This is a genomic window from Streptomyces sp. NPDC093094, from assembly GCF_044754345.1.
GTDB lineage: Bacteria > Actinomycetota > Actinomycetes > Streptomycetales > Streptomycetaceae > Streptomyces.
Window position 1 is genome coordinate 196,279 of record NZ_JBIVOX010000004.1, and the last position, 20,112, is coordinate 216,390.

A 20,112-nucleotide genomic window follows, 5' to 3' on the forward strand; every position below is an offset into this window, starting at 1 on the left:
ATCCGATATCCGGCCCCGGGCCTTCGGAGCCGATCCACTCTATCCGGGGGCGGCGGGCCCGCAGCGGCCCGGTGGCGGCACGGTTCCGCGGCTCACCGCGGCGGCGAGTTCGTCCTGCCAGGCGGCTGCCGGGAAGGCCGCTTCGTACAGCCGGGCGCAGCTGCGCAGGTGGTCGAGGAAGGCGTGCCGCAGCCGGCCGGTGTAGTGCGCGCACAGGGCGTCCGCCGGGGTGCCCGTGGCCGCGGCGTCGATCACGGCGGCGGCGAGGATGCCGGTGCGCAGTGCCTGGGCGGTGCCGGTGCCGCTGAGCGGATCGCAGCGCAGCGCGCCGGCCCCCACGGTCAGTACCCCGCCCGCCCCGTCGGAGGGCGGCAGCGCGGGGGCGGCGTGCAGGCGCGGGGCCGCGGGGAGGGAGACGGCGGTACGGGGCGGACGGTCCAGCACGGAGCCCAGCCCGCTCTCGTCGAGCAGCCGCGCCAGCAGCGAGGCCGGTGCGGAGGCCGGTCCCGGCACCATGGCCTGTGCCAGGCACCGGCCCGCTCCGAGCGGCGTCAGGTGCACCCAGCCCAGCCCCGCGGTGGCCAGCCGGGCCGTCCGCTCGTCACCACCGGCGGCCAGCGGAGCCGTACCGGCCAGCAGCATCCGCCGTCCGTGGTGCCGTTGGGCCGTGCCGGGTGCCTCGGCGGTCACGGTCCACCCCGGGCCCCCGTGCCCGGGACCGAGGTCTCCCAGCCGCTCCCGTATCCGGGCGGCCAGCAGTGCACCGTCCACCACCCGGGCGGGCTGCGGGAAGCGGGCCGGTGCCGTGTCGCCCCAGGCCACCTCCCGTCCGTCCAGTTCCCAGGTGCCGTCCAGCAGTCCCTCGCCCCAGAGGGAGTCCAGCAGCTCCAGCGCCGGCCCGGTCAGCAGCAGCGGCCGGGGCCCGGTCGCCGGAGCGGTCCCGGCCTTCGGGCCGCCGAGCCGTACGTGGTGCCCGCGCCCGGTGAGCAGCCGGGCGCAGGTGAGTTCGGCGAGGCCGGACCCGGCGACGGTGACGGTGGCCGAGGACGCGCCCGTCGTCACCGGCGTGCCCGCGGCCGGGCTCATGCGTCGAGCAGGGCGAGGAGCGCCTCGGTGTCGCCCAGCTGTTCCTCGATGATCCGGAGCGTCGGCCGGTCGGCCAGGGTCAGGATCTGCCGCTGGGCTTCGATCGCGGCCACCGCGGCGGCGCGCGTGACCTGCCCGTCCACCAGGGCGGGGGCTCCCGGGGCGAACGCCGGGGGCAGGGTGAACCGGGGGGCCACCCCGCGTGCGGCGAGCATGTGGTTGATCTGGTGGAGATACTCCATCGTGGTGCGGGACTGCTCCATCAGCACCCCGCCCGCCCGGTCCTTGAGGGAGAACGTGCTGTTCAGGAGACCGAGCAGCAGCGCGTAGTACTGGTCGCCGAGGGTCAGCAGCTGGGTCTGCAGCGGGCTGCCGTCGCCCGCCCCGAGGGGGCGCAGGTACTGGGCCGGCGAGAACGGCGCCAGGTGCCGCCGGACAGCGGTGAACCGCCGGAAGTGGTCGCCGCCCTCGTCGATGATGAGCTTGATCAGGTGGGCGAGCCGATCGGCCTCGGGGAACAGTTCCGGCTGCTTCACCAGCGTCTGGTGCAGCTGCACGTACATGCCGTCGATGCCGGTGCCCACCGACTGGCTCGGCGCCTCGACGTCGATGAACCACTGCAGCTGCTCGGCCGTGAGCGGGCGCAGCGCGAAGGGGTGCACCCCGTCGCGCTCGATCTCGGCGGCCCGGCCCACGACGGGTGGCTGGCCCAGTGTGCCCAGCGCCTCGTTGACCCAGCGCAGATGCCGCATCTCGTCGACCGCGACCTCGAACACCTCCAGGCCGGCCCGGTGCGCGGCCCGGGTGAGCTCGCTCGGCGCCGGGTTCTCGGGCAGGGACCGGGGGGCGTTGAGCGAGTAGTGCGCGTACAGGTACTCCACGCACAGCGCGTGCTCGACCGTGGCCAGCCGTCTGAGCTCCGCGATCACCTTCTCCTTGGTGAGCGCGGGTACCGCCGCCGGCTCCACCAGACCGATGCCGTCGTCCTCCCGGTCGTTGAGCACGACGGGCAGGACGTTCCAGTCCGCGATGACGTCCGCGTGGTCGAGCTCCAGGCCCCTGCGGCCGGCCGCGGTGTCCAGGTCGGGCGCGTGGGCGCGGTCCTTGCGGAGGAAGTTCATCTGCGGGACGGAGCCGTCCGGACTGCCGGACACGTCCGGCTTGGAGGAGGCCCAGTAGTAGCACGCGCAGTCGCGGAAGTCGTACTGCCAGGGCGCGCACATGCTGCGGGTCAGTTCGCCCGGCTCGTAGGCGTCGGGTTCGATGACCCCGTCGGGGGTGAGGTAGCGGGCCCGGTCGGCCACCAGGACCGCGATCTGGACCCGGCCGTTGGCCCCCCGCCGGACGAAGCTGCTGTCGGTCGTCCGCTGCCGGTTGAGATCGCCGACGGCCTCGGCGCCGATGTTGCCCGAGCCCAGCAGCACGGCGATCCGGCCGGGCAGCAGATCGTGCACGGCACGCCAGACGCCCGTGCCGCCGGTCCGGCGGCAGTCCCTCACGGGAGCCTGGTCCTCGGTCTGGTCCACCGCGGTCCGCCCGCACACGGCGAGGACACGCAGGGGCCTGCCCGGCACCTTCAGGTCGGCGTCGGTGAGGCCCTGCGCGGCGGCGACCCCGCCGGTGACCTCCAGCACCCGCGAGCCCCCGGCGGCCCCGACCCCCGGTGTGCCCGGCCGGCTCCGGTGGAAGTCGACCACGAGCCCGGGGAAGAACCGCTTGTCGATGTTGCGCTGGTCGAACTCCAGCCCGGGGAAGCAGTTGTCGACCCCGCTCTCCGGGCGGGTGCCGGACGGATTGCCGCGCACGACGTGGTCGGCGCGGGCGGTGAGGTTGCGTGGGAAGATCTTCCCGTCGGGGGTCGGCAGATCGGGCATGACTGCTCCTTCAGACGGTGCTGACGGTGCTGATGGCGGGGTTCGGGGCGGGCTGCCGGAAGAACTCGGGCGCGGCTTGCGTGAGTTCGACGTACGCCCGCAGACAGAAGGCGAGCCAGCCGCGGATGTAGTCGCAGCCGGGCCGGCCCCGGCGGCTCACCTCGTGGTAGCAGCCGCCACCGCACAGGTAACGGGCCCAGCAGCGCCGGCAGGGCTCGGCGCGATCCACGTGCCGCTCCGTCAGGTGCTGCTGTCTCAGGGCTCTGTCGCTGCCTCCGGCGACCGTCCCCATGGCGAAGGCGGGGTCGTCCACGAGCCGGTGGCAGGCGTAGAGTCCGCCCTCGGCCGAGGCGCTGAGGTATCCGGCGCCCGCCCCGCAGGGGTAGGGCCGGTGGGTGCCCCGGTGGATCTCCCGCAGGGCGGTCAGGAAGTTCCCGAAGGGGTAGGAGCGCCCGGCCGACAGCTCGCGCAGCGCCGTCTCGCCGCACTCCGTCATCCGTTCCAGGAAGCCGGTGAACGCCTGCGCGGTGATCTCGTACGCGGGATCGGGCGCGCTCACCACGGCGGCGAAACCCACTTCGTCGAAACCGAGCCCGATGCCGTGCTCCAGGACGTCGAGCAGCCGGCCGGTGTACGGGGTGACGCTGACCCGCGCGCCCAGATGGCGCGGGCGGCCGTGCCGGGCCAGGACGTCCAGCCCGGCGCGCAGCCGGTCGTACGCGCTCGCTCCGCCGGGGGCCCTGCGCAGCGCGTCGTGGCCGGCCCGGTCCCCGTCGAGGCTGACGGTGACGGTGAAGGGGTGCTCGGCGAAGAGCCGGGCGTCCTCGGGACGGACGGTCGTCAGGTTGGTGGTCAGCGCGAAACGGACCGGGTTCCCGGCTGCCGCTCCGGCCCCGGTGGCGTACGCGACCACCTCGTGCACCAGGTCCCGCGCCAGCAGCGGTTCGCCGCCCATGAAGCCGACCACCACGTCCGCGCCGGGCGCGGCTTCCGCGAGCAGCCGGTCCACCGCGGCGAAGGCCGTCTCGCGGGGCATGGCGCGGGCACCGCCGCCGAACCGGCCCTCGTCGGCGTAGCAGTGCCCGCAGCTGAGGTTGCATGCCTGCATCACGTTCAGGGAGAGCGAGGCGAGCGGCGGGGGCTCGGCGGGGGTGCCGTCGATCCGGCGCTCGCCCCACAGGGGCAGGTCCAGCCCGCGGGCCAGTTCCTCCAGCGAGCCGTCCGGCGCGGCCGCCCACCGCTCCAGCCGGCCGGCCAGCGGCTCGGGCAGGTCGTACACCCGGCTGCCGTCGGCGACGAAGAGGTGGGCGCCGTGCGCGCTGCGGAAGACCTTCACCTCGGCACGGGCTCCGGGCGGACCCGGGGGAGGGGTGCCGGGGCGGGGCTCCTGCGGCGGTCGGCGCCCGATCTGCAGCAGCACCGTCATGTGCCGGCCTCCGTGTCCTCGCGCAGGGAGCGGGCCCACTCCACCAGCAGGTCGTACTGGCGATGCGTCAGGTGCAGCGCGGCGCCGTCCGCGGCACGCATGTCCACGGGCATCTGCTCGGTGAAGGTGCTGTCCCACCGGTCGCTGTACTCGGGCTCCCCGGAGGGCCGGCGGACCCTTTCCGTGACGAGGGCCGGCCGTTCGCGCAGGAGGTCCTCGAGCATCTCCAGGGCGACGAGCCGGCGGTGCCGGCGCTTGCCCGACTCGGTGAGCCCGAGCAGGACTCCGTTCAGCTGCTCCGGGCGGGGCAGTGCGCCGAAGATGTCGTTCTGCGCGTCGAGATTGACGTTGCCCGCCGTCTCCAGGATCCGCTCGAACAGGTCGCGGATCTCCAGTGCCGTCTGCTGCTTGTCGGCGAGATACCCGGGCTCGCGCACGTCGCCCCGCCCGACCCGGTCCGCCAGGCCGTCCGCGAGGGAGGTGAAGGGCCTGCGGTCCGGGGAGAAGACGGGCGGGCAGGCCACGACCCGGGCGGTGGCCGTGAGCCCGCCGGTCAGGGTGACGGTGACCAGCCCGTCGCACACGTCGTCGACCAGCCCCACGGACTGCTCGGCCTCCGCGCCGGCGAACAGGCCGCCGGGCACGGTCCGGGGGTCGTCGCCGGGGAGCTCGAACCGGCACCACTCCGCGTCCGGGTTGAGGAACAGCCGGTCCTGCGGCACCCGGTAGCGCGGGGGCTGTCCCTGCGGGGCGGGCGGCTGCGGCAGACCCACCGGCCCGTACACCGCACCCGCTGCCGGGGTGAACCGCAGACGCAGCTCCGGCAGGACGGCGTTCGGGACCGGAACCTGCACCGAGCCGAGCGGCACGCTCCGGCCGTCCGGGACCAGCGGCTCGGGCGCGTCCTGGGGCGAGACGCCGTCGAGCCGGTGGCGCTGGTGGTCGTCCCCCCGGACCTCGGTCCGCGCCGCGATCCGGTCGCCCTCCCGCTGGGTCATGTGATGGGCCTTGAGGTTGGCCACCGCCACGGTCCACTGCACGTCCGCGAGCCCCAGCCCGAACTCCTGGAGCACCTCCAGGGTCACCGGGCCGGTACGGCGCTGTCCGTCGGCCGTCCAGCTGCCGTGCACCTCGAAGTACGGGCAGACCGGCCGCCAGCCCTTCGCGTCCTTGAACCGCACCCGTTGCGGCATCCGCTCGGTGAGGGTGCCGTCGGCGGCCAGGTCGAGGGTGGGCTGCGGGACCACCGTGGTCTTGCCCGTACCGCGTGGGGTGAGGTCGCTCGGGCCCCAGCGGTAGTTGTCGCACGGGGTGGGGGAGGGGCCCAGACGGGCGAAGGCGAGCGGAGGCTGGAGCCAGAGCTGGTCGATCACCGGCATCTCCTAGCGGTCGGCGACAAGATGACGGGGCGTCATCGAAAGTACCGATCTGGTTACGTTGTGTCATGCTCGACACGGCGGGTCCGCCTCCCTTCGACGACCGCGCCCACGAGTGCCGGGCACGCGCGTCCACCGGGGCCGGTGCATGCTCGCCGTACACCGGGGTCCGGAGCATCACCCTGCCGAGGGACTGGCACCGCCGTCCCGGCGGCGCGCTCCGTCGGCCTGCGCGGTGGGCCGGGAAACACCGACGGCTCCCTCCCCGCGACGCGAGGTGGGAGCCGTTCGGAGGTGCCCGGACGTGTCCGGCGTCGGCGGGTCAGGCGTGACGGTGCGAGTGCCGGCCGCCGGTGACGAGACGGTGGAGGGCGAGCAGGACGAGGGAGCCGGCGATCGCGGCGATCCAGGTGGAGAGTTCGAAGAACCCGTCGAGGGAGTCGACCCCGAGGACCACCTTGCCGAGCCAGCCGCCGAGCAGACCGCCGGCGACGCCGATGAGCATGGTGACGATGATGCCGCCGGGGTCCTTGCCGGGCATGATGGCCTTGGCGATGGCGCCGGCCAGCAGACCGATGATGATCCACGCGATGATGCCCATGGTGCGCTCTCCGTCTCGTCGTACAAGGACTGTGTCAGCTCATCGTGTGCACCGTCCGCGCTCGTGCAAACGTCCCCGGGGCCGCGGCCGATGGCCGTCGGACGCCCCGTCGGCGGCTGTGGCCGCCTCTGTGCTGCCATGCTGATGAACATGGCGACTCTGGACGGACGGCCCGTCACCCTCGACGCTCTGCAGGTCCTCGCGCTCACCGGCTACGGTCACTTCACCTCCATGCGGGTGGACGACCGGCGCGTGCGCGGCCTGAGCCTTCACATGGAGCGCCTGGTCCGGGACTGCCGGACCGTGTTCGGCGCGGACCTGGACCCGGAGAAGGTGCTGGATCACGTCCGCCGGACCACGGGGGAGACGACGGGGTCCTTCGTCGTCCGCGTCACCGTCTTCGACCCGGCCGTCGACCTCGGCCGGCCCGACAAGGCGCAGACCCCGAGCGTCCTGGTCACCACACGGCCGGCCGACCGGCCGACGATGCCGCCGCTGCGCGTGAAAGCGGTCCGCCACGAACGCGATCTGCCGGCCGTGAAGCACCTCGGGCTCTTCGGGACCCTGCACGCGCGACGCGCGGCCCTGCTGGACGGTTACGACGACGCCCTGTTCACCGGCCCGGGCGACCGGGTGAGCGAGGGCGCCACCTGGAACGTCGGCTTCATCGGCGAGGACGGCATCGTGTGGCCGAAGGCCGATGTCCTGCCGGGTGTGACGATGGCGCTTCTGCGGCAGATCGCACCACACCGCACCACGCCGGTCACCCTCACCGAGGCGAAGGGCATGCAAGCCGCCTTCGCCACCAGCACGGCCATCGGCGTCCGGGCGCTGGCCGGGATCGACGGCGTCCCGATGGCCGGCGAGCACCCGCTGCTGGAGGAACTGCGGGACGCCTACCTCGCCGTTCCGGGCGAGCGTCTGTAGGGCGCGGCCGCGTGGAACGGCCTCGCGGAAGCTTCGGGCCAGGGGTCAGTGGCGCCCTTGGAGCGCCTTGTGGGCGCCGTACGCCTCGATGAACCCCTGGATCGTCCGCAGATCGTCCGAGAAGGATCTGGACCGCCACTTCTCCTTCCGGCCGTCGCGGTAGACGAGATCCACCCACACGGCGAGACTCGCCATCATGCTGTCGGAGGTGGTGCTTGCGGTCGCTTTCAGCGTCACTCCGGCCAGGTCGTGGAAGTCGACGACGGTCAGCGGCTTGCGTTCGTCCTTGTACTCGACGACCTCGTCGAGGGTGATGACCAGCAGCGGATCCGGATCGTTCGACGTGCCGCGCAGGAAGCCGGACAGTTTCCCCCGCTTCTTGGTGAAGACCCGCCAGTTCTCCGGTACAGGACCTTGGCTCGCCTGTATCAGGACGGATCGGGGATTCGTCATGCCACCTCCCGTTCTGTGTGTCCGCGCCCGGCGAGCGTCACCGAAGGGCCGGGAAACCCGGGCCGACAGGGATCCGCTGGCTGCGCACGAGGTGAACGGCATGGTCCGGGACCAACAAAAATTCTCCGGTCCCTGTCCGGCGCACGCCACTTCGGCACCCCGGGTGTCGTCCGTGTCGCACAGAGTGACATCGGGTGCAGGTGGTGGACGCCGTCGCCTTCAGGCAGCAGCCGCGGCCGGCGCCCCGTGACAGTCCGACGGCGCGGGCCGCATCCACGCGGATCACGACCGGGCGGTCACGCCTCCTCCGGCGGACGGCACTCCTGGCGGGCGCCGGAGGAGACGGGATTCGTGCGGGAGGGGTTCCAGAGCCGGTCGGCCTCGCCGCGGACGACATGCTCCTCGTAGATCCGCACCTTGTGCCGCATCACGTCCAGGGCTTCCTGCAGCTCCCGGATCTGCCCCTCCACATGGGTTGCGTGCCGACGCAGCAGCTCCAGCCGGTCATGTTCGTTGCCCGGGCCCTGACGGACCAGTTCGATGTACTGCCGGATCGTCGCCAGTGACATTCCGGAGGAGCGCAGCCTGGTGCAGATCGCCAGCCACTCCACATCTTCCTCGTGATAGATCCGCCGGCCGTTGGACAGGCGGCGCACCGGGTTCGCGAACAGTCCCTCCCGCTCGTAGAACCGCAGTGCGTGGACGCTCAGCCCGCTGCGCCGCGCCACCTCACCGATGCTCAGGTCCATGAGCGGCTCCCGTCACACAGTTGTTGATCTAGACCCGACTCTAGCTTCTAGCGTTGAGCCGTCGGCCAGTCGGACGATCGGAAGGGGAGAGAGCATGAGCGTTTGGTTCGTCACCGGTGCATCGCGTGGGCTCGGCGCGGAGATCACCCGTGAGGCGCTGGAACGGGGGCACGGCGTGATCGCCACGGCGAGGGACGCGTCGGCGGTCCTCAAGGCGTACCCGGAAAAGCCGGACGGGTTGCTGGCGGTGAACGCGGACGTGACCGAACCGGAACAGCTGGCGGCTGCGGTGGAGGCCGGTCTGGCGGAGTTCGGCCGGATCGACGTCGTGGCCAACAACGCCGGTTACGGCCTCGTGGGCGCGATCGAGGAGACCTCCGACAAGGCCGCCCGTGATCTGTTCGACGTCAACGTGTTCGGCGTGCTCAACACGTTGCGGGCGACCCTGCCGGCCTTGCGTGCCCAGCGATCCGGGCACGTCCTGAACATCGGCTCCGTGGGCGGCTTCGCCACCGCTCCGGCGGCGGGTTTGTACGGCGCGTCGAAATTCGCCCTGGAGGGCATCTCCGAGGCGCTGCACGGCGAGCTCGCCCCGCTCGGCATCCGCGTCACGATCATCGAGCCGGGCGGCTTTCGCACCGACTTCCTCAACAGCTCCAGTCTCCGGGTCGAACCGGCCGCCATCGCCGACTACGCCGCCGGCGCGGGACCGGTGCGCGAGGCGCTGGCCGCGAACGACGGCATCCAGCCGGGCGATCCGGCGAAGGCGGCCAAGGCCGTCGTCGACGTCACCGAGGCCGACGAACCGCCGTTGCGCCTGCAGCTGGGAGCGGACGCGGTCGAGCGCGTCGAGGCGAAACTGGACCTGGTGCGGCGTGAACTCGACCGATGGCGCCACGTGGCGCTCTCCACCGCCGTCTGAGCGGCTGTTCCGCGGCTCCCGGTTGCCCGGGTGGAGGTGTTCGGCCGCAGCCGGAGCCCCGTCGGCCGGCCCGCACAAGCGCATCGTCACCGCCTCCGCCGGGTCTGCGCGCGAGGGGGCGACAGACCGGCCGGATTCGTCGGCGTCGCCCGGGACGGCGGTGCCCATGCCTTCGTTCTCGGCACGACGGTCGCTCCGGACCTGCGCAGGACCGGCGTCGGGGCCCGCTGCTCCGGGCCTTCTCCCGTCAGGAGGGCTCGCCGGTCCTCTCCGCCGAGACGAGGGTTCCCACCTTGTCGATGCGGTGCTCGGGATTGTGCAGGTCGTCCCGCCAGTGGTTCCCCGCTGCGTCGTCCTCGAGGGTGGCACAGGTCGAAATCGTGATCATGGCTCGGGTGGGTGTCTCCCCGGGCTTGCCGGGCACCGCGGCACGCTGCTCCTCGAGAGAGCGCTCGGACCGGAACGACGTCCACCGCGATGCGGTGATCTCGTAGGTGTAGAGCGTGTCGCCGAGGCGGACCTGTACGGTGTCGCCCTTGTCCAGGTCGGGCAGGTGACGCAGGGGCCCGCCCGCGCTCAGCCGGTGGGCGGTGACGAGGTGGTTGCCCTTCTCGCCGGGACCGACGCCGCCCCGCTCCCCGTACGGACTCGCGGCCACACCGCGGTCCTGGATCCGGGTTCCGGTCCGGTCGTCGGTCGTCCCCTCGTACGGAACGACCTGCAGGTCCCGCACGCCGATGGCGGGGATGCTGAGAAAGGCGGGTGTGGTGCGCGGGTCGACCGCGGGCCTCGGAGCGGGCGAGGGGACGGACGAGGTGGCCTGCGCGCTCTGCCGCGGAGCCCCGTCGTCGGCCGGGGCCGCCGACGGGGACGTCCGGGCCGGTTCCGGGCGGGGCGTGGGGGCGGCGGCACCCGGGTCCCCCGTCGCGCATCCCGCGACGAGGCCGAGCAGCCCGGCGGCCAGGGCCGCACCGGCGGCGCGGGTGGTGATCATGGCACTCCCGACCGGCGGCCGGATCCGGAACGGGGCGCAGGGAACAGGTCGCCTTTTGAGGAGAACGCACCGGCCGTGCCCCGAGTTCCCCGCCCGCCAAAGCCTCTGCCGGGCAGAGCGGGGAACCGGTCGGTCAGCGGTGTCCGGCCCTCTTGCCCAGGTGCTCCAGGAGCACGCTCGCCATGGCCTCCATGCCTGTGGCGTTGGGGTGGGCGGGGGCGGCAGGGGCGGCGGGCCGGAGCGGCTCGATCCAGCGGTCGGCGGGCGCCTTGCACATGTCGTGCCCGACGGACGGACCGTAGGTGTCGACGAACTCGGCCCGGTTCAGCCACGCCACCAGGCGCAGCATCTGGTTCAGGCGCTTGCCCGTGTCCCGGAGGTAGGGGAAGTCCTTCGCGGCGAAGGGAACCGAGGGGTAGCAGCCGCTGCCGTCGTCGGGCAGGAGCGCGGGATAGCCGACGACCACCACGCGCGCGTGCGGTGCCCGCTCGTGCACCGCACGCAGCACACGGGCGACCTTCGGCGCGGTCTTGAGGATGTTCAGTGTGAGCCCGTCGACCCCGGAGGACGCGTAGTGCTGCCGGCACGGGTCGCCGGACAGGTCCTTGGAGCTGAGCGCGGCGCAGGTGCTGATGATGGGTCCGAAGCCCATGTCGTTGCCGCCGATCTGCAGTGTCACCAGGTCGGTGTCCCGCTTCAGGGCGTCCAGCTGGGGCCCGTTGGTCCCCTGGGCCTTCCACATCTCGTCGGTCTTGGCGCCGCCGCAGCTGACGTCCGTGAACGAGGCGACCTTGTACCGGGCCGCCACCAGAGAGGGATAGTTGTGGTCCGAGCGGGCGCAGCCGGCGTCGACCTGGCGCGGAATCAGCGGGCCGGACGTGTACGAGTCGCCGAGCGCCACGTAGTCCACGGGGCGAGGGGAATGCCTCTCCCCGGCCGAGGCGGGAGCCGAGGCGCCGACACCGGCGACGAGCGCACAACTGCTCAGCGCCGCACCCAGCGTCATGGCACGGCGCCGTCGCGGGACGTCGTGGCCCGGACGTATGTGATGGTTCATCATGCCCCTCCCCTGAAGCCCGGACAGCCCGCGGCATCGGACCGGCCGTCGTGGCACACGGAGGATCGCGGCACCGCGGCAACCGGACGCACTCCTGCCCCACAGGCCCGATGCCGCTTGTATACCGGCCGGTAGGCCCGGGGAACAGGGGCTGGGCGACGCCGGCTTGTTCAATTCTGGTTCACCGGGCCGGACGGCCGGGGCGACCGCCCGCCGGCTCCGTCACGGCAGGACCGCCGACGGCTGTGCACAAGGGGCGTCGGGCGGACGGCACGGGGACCGGAGCGGCGTTGTCCGGGTGGCCCGGCCCGGCTCACGCAGCCGGGCCGGCCCGCTGCCGCCCGGCCCGCTGTGCGACCCCCCGGCCGGGAGACCGCACAGCACGGGCCGGCGGACTGTCACTCGGTCACGTGCGCGTGGCCGTCGTGCAGGCCGCCGCTGCCGGAGCCACCGTCCGTCGGGGCGGAGACCACCGGCTCGGTGAGCGGGGCGAGGTCGTACGCGTAGTGGCCGACGGCGTCGGCGATGACGTCGACGTTCACGTCGAACGCCCGCATGTCGATGTTGCGGATGTCGTCACCGGGGGCGTGGTAGTTCACGTCGTACGCCACACCTGCCTGGCCGCCGAACTTCGCGGCCTGCGCCTCGGTCTTGATGCCCTCCGCGCCGGTGAAGGTGCCGCCGGAGGGGATGCCGACCTCGATGAACGGGCCGTAGTCGGAGCGGCCGGTGAAGTCGGTGCCCTCGTGCGGGATGTTCCTCGAGTCGAGGAAGTCGTTGATGCCCTTCTCCAGCTGGGCCGAGCCCTCGGGTCCGGGGCCGGCACCGGTGGCGTCCGAGTCGTCGCCGTCGTAGACGAAGTAGGCGGCGTTCGGCGAGGCGATCATGTCGAAGTTCAGGTAGAGCTTGATCTGCTTCTTCTGCTCTTCCGTCAGCGAGGCGACGTACGCCTCCGAGCCCAGCAGACCGAACTCCTCGGCCGACCACCAGGCGAACTTCACCTTGTTCTTCACCTTGTACTGGGACTTGGCCAGCTTCAGAGCGACCTGGAGGATGCCGGCCGAGCCGGATCCGTTGTCGTTGATGCCCGGGCCCTCGGAGACCGAGTCCAGGTGCGCTCCGAGGAAGACGGTGTTCGCCGCGTCGCCGCCTCGGGTCTCCGCCACGACGTTGAAGGTCTTGCGGTTCTCGCGCAGTTCACGGATGTCGAGGGTGACCTTCACCGGGCCCTTGGCGGCCTCGGCGGCCAGGGCCTCGCCGTCCGCCTGGGTGATGCCGCCGGTGGGGATCTTGCCGGCGGTGGCGTCGCCGATGGTGCCGTTGAGCGGGCCCTCGGTGTTGTTGTAGACGACGGCACCGACCGCGCCCGCCGCGTGGGCGTTGGCCTGCTTGACGGCGAAGGTGCAGCCACCGCGCTTGATCAGGGCGATCCTGCCGGTGAAGGCGCCGGCGGCGAAGTCGGCGGGCTCGCAGCCGTGCGTGTTGTCGGCGTCCACGGGGACGACGGCCACGTCCGCGGTCACCCCGCCCTCGGGGCCGCTGGCGGTGTACGTCATCAGCTGGACCGGGATGTCACGCGGAACGGGCGAGACCACGGCGAGGGTCTCGGCGATCTCGTCGGTGTAGACGAAGTCGAACTCATGGCGAGAGAGCTTGTAACCGGCGGCCTTGAGCACCAGCTCCACGTAGGCGGCCGACAGCTGGTGGCCCTTCGAACCGGCCACCCGGGTTCTTCCGTTGTGATCGGCTATCGCCTGGAAGACTTTCAGGTGGCGGAAGGCGTCCTTGGCCGTGGACTCCTTGACGAGTTTCCTGGCCAGTGCGTTGCCCCGGTTGGCCCAGCTCGGGTTGTCGGCTTCCGCGGTGGCGGGCCCGGCGAGAAGCAGGGGGGAGACGAGTGCGGCGGCAGCCAGGGTGGCGGTCGCCGCCGCGCTACGACGTGCGGGCATGGAGGTCCTCTCACTGCAGGTCGATGGATCGATCGACAGTCGGAAGAACACGCTCGACGGGATGAGGTTGAGGCACGTTAACCCCGTGAGGGCCCGCTGCCAAGGAGGGGGCCCGAACCGTTTCGAGTGCTCGAACGCATGACTGAGGGCTCGTCAAGAGCCGGTCGGCGGCCGGTCGACTGCTCTGTTCCGAGGTGTCCGGCCCGGCGAACCGGTCCGCTCGACCGTGCAGCCGAACGGGTCGCCCCGTTCGGCCACGAGGTCGTACGGGGCCGGGCGCCGGGCGTCGAGCGGGAGACGTCTGCCCGGTGGTCACGGACGACCCGTGGGGGAGCGGCCGCAGCAGGGGCGGGGCGAGGACGGCCGAAGAAGCACCGCGCGCCTCGCCCGCCCCTGCCGGACGGCTCGGCGCCGTACCAGGTGCAGTCTCGCCGCGGGACCCGGCATGCGCCCTGCGGAGCTGCTGTGTCCCTGTGTCGCACTCGACGACACCGCTCACGCGCGGTCGGTGGGGGAGGGGCGGGCGGCGCGGCGGCGCAGACGCAGCGGCAGCACGTACCAGCACAGGCCGAACCACAGCATGACGGCGCCGGCGAGCACTTCGGCGAGGACACCGGGAACCACGAAACGCAGGATCAGCAGGAGCGTGCAACCGATGGTCAGCGCGAGCAGGACCATGCCGCACATCATCAGGCGGCCTGCGGTCTCCACCACTTCGTCCTTCATGCGATGACCGGACAGCAAGCGGTGGATGGAGACAGGCGCTATGAGCGATCCCGTGGCCGACGCCCCGAGCACCACCGTGGCGACGTAGACGACCCGGTCCAGCGTCCCCAGCTCCTTGAACACGGGAGTGAAGGCCACGCTCAGCAGGAATCCGAAGAGGATCTGCACACCCGTCTGAGTGACCCGTGTCTCCTGCAGGATCTCGTTCCAGCGGCGGTTGACCCGCTCGTGCGCTGATTCCGGCTCGTCGGCGCCGGGTGCCGGGCGGTGACCGGGGTGCTCCGTGTCCCGGCCGTTGTCCTCTCCTGCCGGCTTGCCCGACTGCTCCGTCATGGTCATGGCGTCCTCCCTCTGCTCGGATGGCCGTTTGCCCCGCCCGGGGCAGCGGCATGCCGGTCCTCCCGGCGGTCACGGACGTCGTCGTGGCGGTACGTGCCGGAACCGTCCCCGGCGTGTGCGGCGCCCGGCGGAACGGTCGTCCGGAACACGAGGTGCGCAACAGGAGCCGAGGCGAATGAAGTCGGTCCCACGGCGCGGCATGGCTCGGCCCCAGGAAGCGACCGCGGGCCAGGACGTGGCTCCTGCCGATCGGCACATCCGTGCCGATGCGTGCGGAGGTCCGGGCGTGACGCTGCCTGTGACACAGCGGCCGTGACGCCGTCGACTCTCACGTGTCACTGCGCGCATGGTTCGTCACGATGCGTGCTCGCCGGGTGATCCGTCGGCATAGGCGAAACAGAGCCGGGTGTTATTGAATGAGCTGTGCGGTCAGGGATCTCGGGGCCCTGTCGTCCGGGTTCTGGCAGGCCCCGGTGCTGTGCCGGGGGTGACGAGCGAGCTGAGAGAGCCGCATGGACTCCGACTCCACCCCTTCCCCGTCGTCCGGATCGCCGTTCGACATGCTCAGCAGCGCTCTGGGCCGGTACATCCCGCACGGCCCCGCGGCGGCGGCCGCCGGTTCCGCCGACGAGCAGGACGAGCAGGAGGAGCAGGAGGAGCAGGAGGAGCAGGAGGAGCAGGGCGAGCAGGAGGAGCAGGAGGAGCAGGGCGAGCAGGAGGAGCAGGGCGAGCAGGAGGAGCAGGGCGAGCAGGAGGAGCAGGAGGAGCGGACGGACAGCGCCGCCCGCCGACGCGCATCCGCCGGTCCGCCCTCCGGACGTGGGGAACAGATACTCGGCGTGGTCGACCTGGACCGGGATCTGAGGATCGCCCGCTGCAATCTGGACCCTCCCGTTTTCGCGGGGGTGAGTGCCGTGACCGGGAGTCCTTTCGTCGATCTTCTGCCGCCCTGGGACGTACCCACGGTCACCCGGCGGTTGCGGCAGGTCCTCGAGAGCGGTGAGCCGCACGTCGCCCGGGTCCAGCGCCTGCGGCGCAGCGACGGGTCGGAACTGGTGGTTTCGATGAGCATCCTGGCCGCGGCGCACCAGGAGGGCCTGACCGTCTCGCTGATCGCCATGGCCAGGAGGCTGCACCTGTATGCCGCCGAGACCGCGATCGGCACCTCGTTGGACATCGGCGAGACCGCGCAGTCGCTGGCGGATTCCCTGCTGGCCTGGGGAGACGTGGCCGCCATCGACCTCGACTTCGCCGTGTGGACCGGCGAGGTGGTCACCGGGCAGCCGCAGGGGCGCATCCGGCTGCGGCGGGCGGCTCTGGTGCCGGACAGGGTGTGGCCCGACGGCTACGTGACTCCGGGCGACGATCTTCCCGCCGACGCGAGTCGCCTGCTCGCACAGGCGACACGGCGTGACGACGCCGCGCAGGCCGTCGTCATACCCGACCGGGCGGCGATCGAGAGGGTGCTCGGCAGCGCGCGGCTGGTACGGGCCCTGGTGCCCGGTGACCAGGCAGCCGGTGTGGCGTGCCTGCCGCTGGTCCTGGACGGCACGCCGCCCGTCGTTCTGGGCGTGGCGGAGGTCTGGCGGCGGGCGGGCCGCCCTTTCGACGACGGCGAGCTGTTCGACCTGCAGGAACTGGTGGGAAGGACCTCTCATCACGTGGACCTGGCCCGCCGGCACCAGCGCGAGCACACACAGGTGCTGGCGCTGCAGCGCCGGCTCCTGCCACGGTCCGGCGGCGACACCATCGAGACCGCCAGCGTCTACCAGCCCGCCACCCCCGACAGCGCCGGCGTCGGCGGTGACTGGGTGAACAGCTTTCCGCTGCCGGACGGCCGTACGGCGCTCATGGTCGGTGACGTGGTCGGACACGGCCTGGGAGCCGCGGCGACCATGGGGCAGCTGAGCATGGAGGCCCGCGCGCTGCTGTCCGCGGGGCTGGCACCCGACGAGGTGCTGGAGCACCTGGACGAGACCGTGTCGCTGCTGGACGACGCGGAATCCGGGCTGGCGGCCGGTTACAGCGCCCTCGGGTCGACCTGCTGCATCGTCGTCTACGACCCGGTCGGCCACCAGGTGGCGCTGTCCAGCGCCGGCCACCTTCCGCCGGTCCTGGTGCCCCCGGACGGGTCCGGCGGCCCGGTCGCGGTACGCCCCCATCCCGGGCTGGGCGCCGAGTTCGCGCTGCGGGAGCCGTTCGGCGTGCACACGTTCGCCGCGCCTCCCGGCTCGCTGCTCGCCCTCTACACCGACGGCTTGGTGGAGGACCCCGCCCTCTCGATCGACGAGGGCATCGGCCGGGTGGCGGACGCCGTGTCCGCGGTTCACCCCTGGGACGCCTTGCAGCAGGCCGCGCGGCACGTGGTGTCCGCGCTGGCGCCGGCGCGGCAGCGCGACGACGTGACCCTGCTGCTCGCGCGCATGATCGGCTACCGCAAGGGGGACACCGCGACCTGGCGCCTGCCCGCCCGCGGCGACGCGGCCGCCCGGGCCCGCACGCTGGTCTCCGCGCTGCTCGGGCGATGGGGCACGAGAGACGCGACCCGGGACAGTGTGCTGCTCGTGGTGAGCGAACTGGTGGCCAACGCGGTCCGCTTCGCCGACGGACCTCTCACGGTACGGCTGATCAGGACCGGCCAGGGGCTGCTGTGCGAGGTGGGCGACACCGGCAACGGCAGGCCGCGGCTGGGCCGCGGCGAGCTCCTCGCCGACGGCGGTCGTGGCCTGCACGTCGTGCACGGACTCACCGTCCGGTGGGGGGTGCGGTGGACGGACACCGGCAAGGTGGTCTGGGCGTCGGTCGCGAGGTGACGCCGCAGGGCGACGCCCGCAGGGTGGAAGCCGACGCGACAGCAGGCCGATCGGGCTCTTGGTCCAGGCCGGCCCGGCCTTCGTCTTTATATCGATGTAACGACCGTGGTGTCATGAAGGGCCCTCACCGAGACAGCCGTGCCCGCATGAGGAGCCGCTGATGCGCACTCGCTCCGCAGTCATGGCGTTCTCCGCGCTGGTCGCCCTGTTCCTCGGCCTGTTCCAGAGCCCGCCCACCGCCGCCGGTGCGACGTCCGCAGCCCCCAGGACCTTCCGCGACCCCCTCAACACAGGGCCAGATCCCTTCATTGCCTACGCCGACGGTGCCTACCACCTCACCACCACGCAGGGCGACAGCATCAAGATGTGGCGCTCTCCGTCACTGGGCACTCTGCTCGCCACCGAACCGATCACCGTGTGGAGGGATTCCGATCCCACCCGCAACCAGCACATCTGGGCAGCGGAGTTCTACCGCTTCGGCGGCCGCTGGTACATGTACTGCACGGCGGACGACGGCATCGACGAGCATCACCGGCTGTACGTCCTGGAATCGGCCGGGGACGATCCGACGGGTCCCTACCACTTCAAGGCCAGGCTCACCCCGCCGAACCATGCCGACAAGTTCGCGATCGACCCCGGCGTCCTTCAGCACAACGGCCGTCTCTGTCTGGCCTGCAGCGGCGTCAACGCCTACCAGCACAACGGCCTGAACATCGCTCCCATGCCGGACCCCTGCACCGTCGCGGGCGACGCGGTGGCGCTGGACGCACACGGCGGCTGCCCCGAGGTCCGGGAAGGGCCGGAGTTCCTGAACCGCAACGGCCGTACCTGGATGACGTATTCGGCCTGCGACACCGGGAAGCCCGACTACCAGGTGTGGATGATGTCCCTCCCCGAGGGGGCCGACCCGCTCGTGCCGGGCAACTGGACCCGGCACCCCGGGCCCCAGTTCTCCCGCAATGACGCGAGAGGCGTCCTCGGCCCCGGCCATCACGCCTTCTTCCGCTCCCCCGACGGCCGGGAGGACCGGATCCTCTACCACGCGAAGACCACTGCGGTGTTCACCTGCTCCGACCGTACGACGCGAGCCCAGAGGATCGGCCGGCGTCCCGACGGCAGCCCGGACCTCGGCGCACCCCTCGCCCTGGGGGCCACGCAGGACCTGCCCTCGGGCGACCCGGGATCCGGCAACCACTGGATCAACGACGACGGCCGGTCCAGCGGCAACGGCACCGTCTCCTGCCAGGGTTCGTGGAACTACGGCACAGGCTGCGCGGCGCAGTGTTTCTGGAGCGACGACCACTGGAGCGACGTGGCGGGGAGCACCGCGACGTTCCGCTTCACCGGCACCCGGGTCGCTCTGCTCTCCGTCCGGGACATCGGCAACGGCATCGCGGCGGTCAGTGTCGACGGCGGCCCCGAGCGACGCGTCGACTTCCACGGGGCGACCAGGACGGGGGAAACGCTCCAGTACCTCAGTCCACGACTGCCGAACGGCTCGCACACCCTGCGGATCCGGGTGACAGGAGAGCGCAACCCCGCCTCGTCGGCAGCCTTCGTGAGCGTGGATCGTGCGGAGGCGTACACCGGCTGATCTCATCGTGGTCCCGCGCCGAACTCGACACCGTCCTGGACCGCGTCGCCGCGAAACCCGCCGCCCACCGACAGAGTGCCGGACCTCGACGTCCGGGTCGGCCCACTGATCCGGGGCCGCCCGTACGGCCCGCGCCCTCCCCGCACCCGCGTGCGCCGCGGCACGACCGGCTGGGCGAGCAGCACGATCGACGGTGCGACAACTCCGGCGAGCGACCGGGCCGCCCCCTCGCTCGCCGGACGGTGATCCGCCCACAGGCCACGACTGCCCGCGAGGACGGGTTCGCGCCACGTCCGCCTCGCACCGGTTGTCGGCGCGCGGCCCACCCGGTGCCTGCCGCGCCCGCCCGCGCCCGGGAGACCGGCACGCACGCGCCGCACGGACCACGACGACGGCCCGCTGCCCGGTGGCGGACACGGCCGACGCCTCGGTCGCGCGGTACGGGCAACGGCACGGCGATCTGCCAGGGCCCGGTCACGTGGAGCCGGACACCCCGGAGGTCCGACCGCTGGGCGAGCGGGCGGGCCGCCGGGGCGGCGAGCCGGCTCACAGGGTGATCACGCGTACCAGGAAGAACGCGGCGACGAGCAGACAGCCGATCATGATCAGAAGCAGCCAGATGCGGGGGTGCTCCCAGATGCCGCCGTCCGGGCGTTCACGGTGGGCCTCGGCGATCGACCCTTCCGCGGGAGGGGTTTCGCCGGGAGGAGGCAGCGGCTCGCTCATGACCACGCCTCGTGGGCGGCGGCGGGTGCGCCTGCACGGGCCGTGTCCTGTTCCTCGTAGTTCGCCAGGGCGAGTCCCAGGGTGAAGAAGGTGGGTGCCCATTCGCCGACGAAAATGCCCCACCGGTCGGCACGTTCCAGGCTCTCGTTCCTGCTGGAGGTGAGCCAGGAGACGAGGGAAAGGCCGATCGAGGCGGTGGCGGCCAGGTAGGCGTGCTCGCTCGTGACGCCGACCTCGTGCAGCTTCTTGACGATCATGAAGACTCCTCGGGCGGTGAAATGCCGTCGAGAGGCTCAAAAGCCTCATACGGGTACATGAGTTACTGCTGGTTCCGCGTCGGAGCGCTGTTCGGATGCGTTCGGAGCCGTTGACAGGCGGGGCTGCCGGGACGGAGCGGCACGCATCGGCCACCCCTGCGGTGGCTCTGGCGCATCGTGACCCGGGCACTCCGCATCGGAACCGGGCGGACTCGATCGCCTCGGCACGACCTCGGATCTGCT

17 protein-coding genes and 1 pseudogene are annotated in these 20,112 nt (G+C 72.2%); 5 read left to right on the plus strand and 13 right to left on the minus strand.

Going from position 1 to position 20,112, the window contains the following annotated elements:
- Positions 1–39: 39 nt before the first annotated feature.
- The 5 genes from ACIQGV_RS09530 to ACIQGV_RS09550 form a co-directional block, all read right to left on the minus strand.
- A complete protein-coding gene (locus ACIQGV_RS09530; RefSeq protein WP_402492716.1) occupies positions 40–1,086 on the minus strand; it encodes a hypothetical protein in 1,047 nt (348 codons plus the stop codon).
- Positions 1,083–2,960: a LodA/GoxA family CTQ-dependent oxidase gene (locus ACIQGV_RS09535; RefSeq protein WP_402492718.1), complete on the minus strand. Its 1,878-nt coding sequence runs from the start codon at positions 2,958–2,960 to the stop codon at positions 1,083–1,085. Before ACIQGV_RS09535 ends, ACIQGV_RS09530 begins: the two co-directional genes overlap by 4 nt.
- A 10-nt stretch (positions 2,961–2,970) precedes the next feature.
- Positions 2,971–4,386, minus strand: coding sequence for a radical SAM protein (locus tag ACIQGV_RS09540; RefSeq protein ID WP_402492719.1), 1,416 nt, complete (start codon positions 4,384–4,386; stop codon positions 2,971–2,973).
- Positions 4,383–5,759 carry a hypothetical protein gene (locus ACIQGV_RS09545; RefSeq protein ID WP_402492720.1) on the minus strand — a complete coding sequence of 459 codons (1,377 nt, stop codon included), beginning with the start codon at positions 5,757–5,759 and terminating at the stop codon, positions 4,383–4,385. The genes ACIQGV_RS09540 and ACIQGV_RS09545 overlap by 4 nt, the downstream gene beginning before the upstream one ends.
- A 325-nt stretch (positions 5,760–6,084) precedes the next feature.
- Positions 6,085–6,363: a GlsB/YeaQ/YmgE family stress response membrane protein gene (locus ACIQGV_RS09550; RefSeq protein WP_402492721.1), complete on the minus strand. Its 279-nt coding sequence runs from the start codon at positions 6,361–6,363 to the stop codon at positions 6,085–6,087.
- Positions 6,364–6,513: 150 nt separating this feature from the next.
- Here ACIQGV_RS09550 and ACIQGV_RS09555 point away from each other — a divergent pair, with 150 nt between their 5' ends.
- Positions 6,514–7,290 (plus strand): aminotransferase class IV family protein, encoded by a 777-nt coding sequence (locus tag ACIQGV_RS09555; protein WP_402492722.1) that lies wholly within the window; start codon positions 6,514–6,516, stop codon positions 7,288–7,290.
- Between the two features lie 45 nt (positions 7,291–7,335).
- On the opposite strand, the gene ACIQGV_RS09560 is transcribed toward ACIQGV_RS09555, so the two are convergent.
- Together ACIQGV_RS09560 and ACIQGV_RS09565 are read right to left on the minus strand one after the other, a co-directional pair.
- Complete coding sequence (locus ACIQGV_RS09560; protein ID WP_402492724.1) at positions 7,336–7,743, minus strand: hypothetical protein; 408 nt, start codon at positions 7,741–7,743, stop codon at positions 7,336–7,338.
- Between the two features lie 296 nt (positions 7,744–8,039).
- The gene (locus ACIQGV_RS09565) at positions 8,040–8,492 is read right to left on the minus strand and encodes a MerR family transcriptional regulator (RefSeq protein WP_402492726.1); all 453 of its coding nucleotides are present in this window, start codon (positions 8,490–8,492) and stop codon (positions 8,040–8,042) included.
- Between the two features lie 94 nt (positions 8,493–8,586).
- Here ACIQGV_RS09565 and ACIQGV_RS09570 point away from each other — a divergent pair, with 94 nt between their 5' ends.
- Together ACIQGV_RS09570 and ACIQGV_RS09575 are read left to right on the plus strand one after the other, a co-directional pair.
- Positions 8,587–9,414 (plus strand): oxidoreductase, encoded by an 828-nt coding sequence (locus ACIQGV_RS09570; RefSeq protein WP_402492727.1) that lies wholly within the window; start codon positions 8,587–8,589, stop codon positions 9,412–9,414.
- A gap of 36 nt (positions 9,415–9,450) precedes the next feature.
- Positions 9,451–9,630: pseudogene (locus ACIQGV_RS09575) on the plus strand (GNAT family N-acetyltransferase); the annotation flags it as partial.
- 31 nt (positions 9,631–9,661) lie between these two features.
- On the opposite strand, the gene ACIQGV_RS09580 reads toward ACIQGV_RS09575, so the two are convergent.
- From ACIQGV_RS09580 to ACIQGV_RS09595, 4 genes are all read right to left on the minus strand, one after another.
- Positions 9,662–10,408, minus strand: coding sequence for a sortase domain-bontaining protein (locus ACIQGV_RS09580; RefSeq protein ID WP_402492728.1), 747 nt, complete (start codon positions 10,406–10,408; stop codon positions 9,662–9,664).
- 133 nt (positions 10,409–10,541) lie between these two features.
- Complete coding sequence (locus tag ACIQGV_RS09585) at positions 10,542–11,465, minus strand: SGNH/GDSL hydrolase family protein (RefSeq protein ID WP_402493185.1); 924 nt, start codon at positions 11,463–11,465, stop codon at positions 10,542–10,544.
- A 398-nt stretch (positions 11,466–11,863) separates the two neighbouring features.
- Positions 11,864–13,414 (minus strand): M28 family metallopeptidase, encoded by a 1,551-nt coding sequence (locus tag ACIQGV_RS09590; RefSeq protein WP_402492729.1) that lies wholly within the window; start codon positions 13,412–13,414, stop codon positions 11,864–11,866.
- A 495-nt stretch (positions 13,415–13,909) separates the two neighbouring features.
- Complete coding sequence (locus ACIQGV_RS09595; protein ID WP_402492731.1) at positions 13,910–14,479, minus strand: DUF6328 family protein; 570 nt, start codon at positions 14,477–14,479, stop codon at positions 13,910–13,912.
- A 512-nt stretch (positions 14,480–14,991) separates the two neighbouring features.
- Here ACIQGV_RS09595 and ACIQGV_RS09600 point away from each other — a divergent pair.
- Together ACIQGV_RS09600 and ACIQGV_RS09605 are read left to right on the plus strand one after the other, a co-directional pair.
- Positions 14,992–17,292: a SpoIIE family protein phosphatase gene (locus ACIQGV_RS09600; RefSeq protein WP_402492733.1), complete on the plus strand. Its 2,301-nt coding sequence runs from the start codon at positions 14,992–14,994 to the stop codon at positions 17,290–17,292.
- Between the two features lie 160 nt (positions 17,293–17,452).
- Entirely contained in the window at positions 17,453–18,886 is a 1,434-nt protein-coding gene (locus ACIQGV_RS09605) for a family 43 glycosylhydrolase (RefSeq protein WP_402492734.1), read from the plus strand.
- 546 nt (positions 18,887–19,432) lie between these two features.
- Here ACIQGV_RS09605 and ACIQGV_RS09610 read toward each other — a convergent pair.
- Positions 19,433–19,612, minus strand: a complete 180-nt coding sequence (locus ACIQGV_RS09610) for a DUF6480 family protein (protein ID WP_402492735.1) — start codon at positions 19,610–19,612, stop codon at positions 19,433–19,435.
- Entirely contained in the window at positions 19,609–19,869 is a 261-nt protein-coding gene (locus ACIQGV_RS09615; RefSeq protein WP_402492737.1) for a hypothetical protein, read from the minus strand. The genes ACIQGV_RS09610 and ACIQGV_RS09615 overlap by 4 nt, the downstream gene beginning before the upstream one ends.
- Positions 19,870–20,112: the final 243 nt, after the last annotated feature.

What these genes read in the sequence shown, in the direction of transcription:
- ACIQGV_RS09530 (WP_402492716.1), bottom strand. Translation starts at nt 1,086, where the DNA reads ATGAGCCCGGCCGCGGGCACGCCGGTGACGACGGGCGCGTCCTCGGCC.
- ACIQGV_RS09535 (WP_402492718.1), bottom strand. Translation starts at nt 2,960, where the DNA reads ATGCCCGATCTGCCGACCCCCGACGGGAAGATCTTCCCACGCAACCTC.
- ACIQGV_RS09540 (WP_402492719.1), bottom strand. Translation starts at nt 4,386, where the DNA reads ATGACGGTGCTGCTGCAGATCGGGCGCCGACCGCCGCAGGAGCCCCGC.
- ACIQGV_RS09550 (WP_402492721.1), bottom strand. Translation starts at nt 6,363, where the DNA reads ATGGGCATCATCGCGTGGATCATCATCGGTCTGCTGGCCGGCGCCATC.
- ACIQGV_RS09555 (WP_402492722.1), top strand. Translation starts at nt 6,514, where the DNA reads ATGGCGACTCTGGACGGACGGCCCGTCACCCTCGACGCTCTGCAGGTC.
- ACIQGV_RS09560 (WP_402492724.1), bottom strand. Translation starts at nt 7,743, where the DNA reads ATGACGAATCCCCGATCCGTCCTGATACAGGCGAGCCAAGGTCCTGTA.
- ACIQGV_RS09565 (WP_402492726.1), bottom strand. Translation starts at nt 8,492, where the DNA reads ATGGACCTGAGCATCGGTGAGGTGGCGCGGCGCAGCGGGCTGAGCGTC.
- ACIQGV_RS09570 (WP_402492727.1), top strand. Translation starts at nt 8,587, where the DNA reads ATGAGCGTTTGGTTCGTCACCGGTGCATCGCGTGGGCTCGGCGCGGAG.
- ACIQGV_RS09580 (WP_402492728.1), bottom strand. Translation starts at nt 10,408, where the DNA reads ATGATCACCACCCGCGCCGCCGGTGCGGCCCTGGCCGCCGGGCTGCTC.
- ACIQGV_RS09585 (WP_402493185.1), bottom strand. Translation starts at nt 11,465, where the DNA reads ATGAACCATCACATACGTCCGGGCCACGACGTCCCGCGACGGCGCCGT.
- ACIQGV_RS09590 (WP_402492729.1), bottom strand. Translation starts at nt 13,414, where the DNA reads ATGCCCGCACGTCGTAGCGCGGCGGCGACCGCCACCCTGGCTGCCGCC.
- ACIQGV_RS09595 (WP_402492731.1), bottom strand. Translation starts at nt 14,479, where the DNA reads ATGACCATGACGGAGCAGTCGGGCAAGCCGGCAGGAGAGGACAACGGC.
- ACIQGV_RS09600 (WP_402492733.1), top strand. Translation starts at nt 14,992, where the DNA reads ATGGACTCCGACTCCACCCCTTCCCCGTCGTCCGGATCGCCGTTCGAC.
- ACIQGV_RS09605 (WP_402492734.1), top strand. Translation starts at nt 17,453, where the DNA reads ATGCGCACTCGCTCCGCAGTCATGGCGTTCTCCGCGCTGGTCGCCCTG.
- ACIQGV_RS09610 (WP_402492735.1), bottom strand. Translation starts at nt 19,612, where the DNA reads ATGAGCGAGCCGCTGCCTCCTCCCGGCGAAACCCCTCCCGCGGAAGGG.
- ACIQGV_RS09615 (WP_402492737.1), bottom strand. Translation starts at nt 19,869, where the DNA reads ATGATCGTCAAGAAGCTGCACGAGGTCGGCGTCACGAGCGAGCACGCC.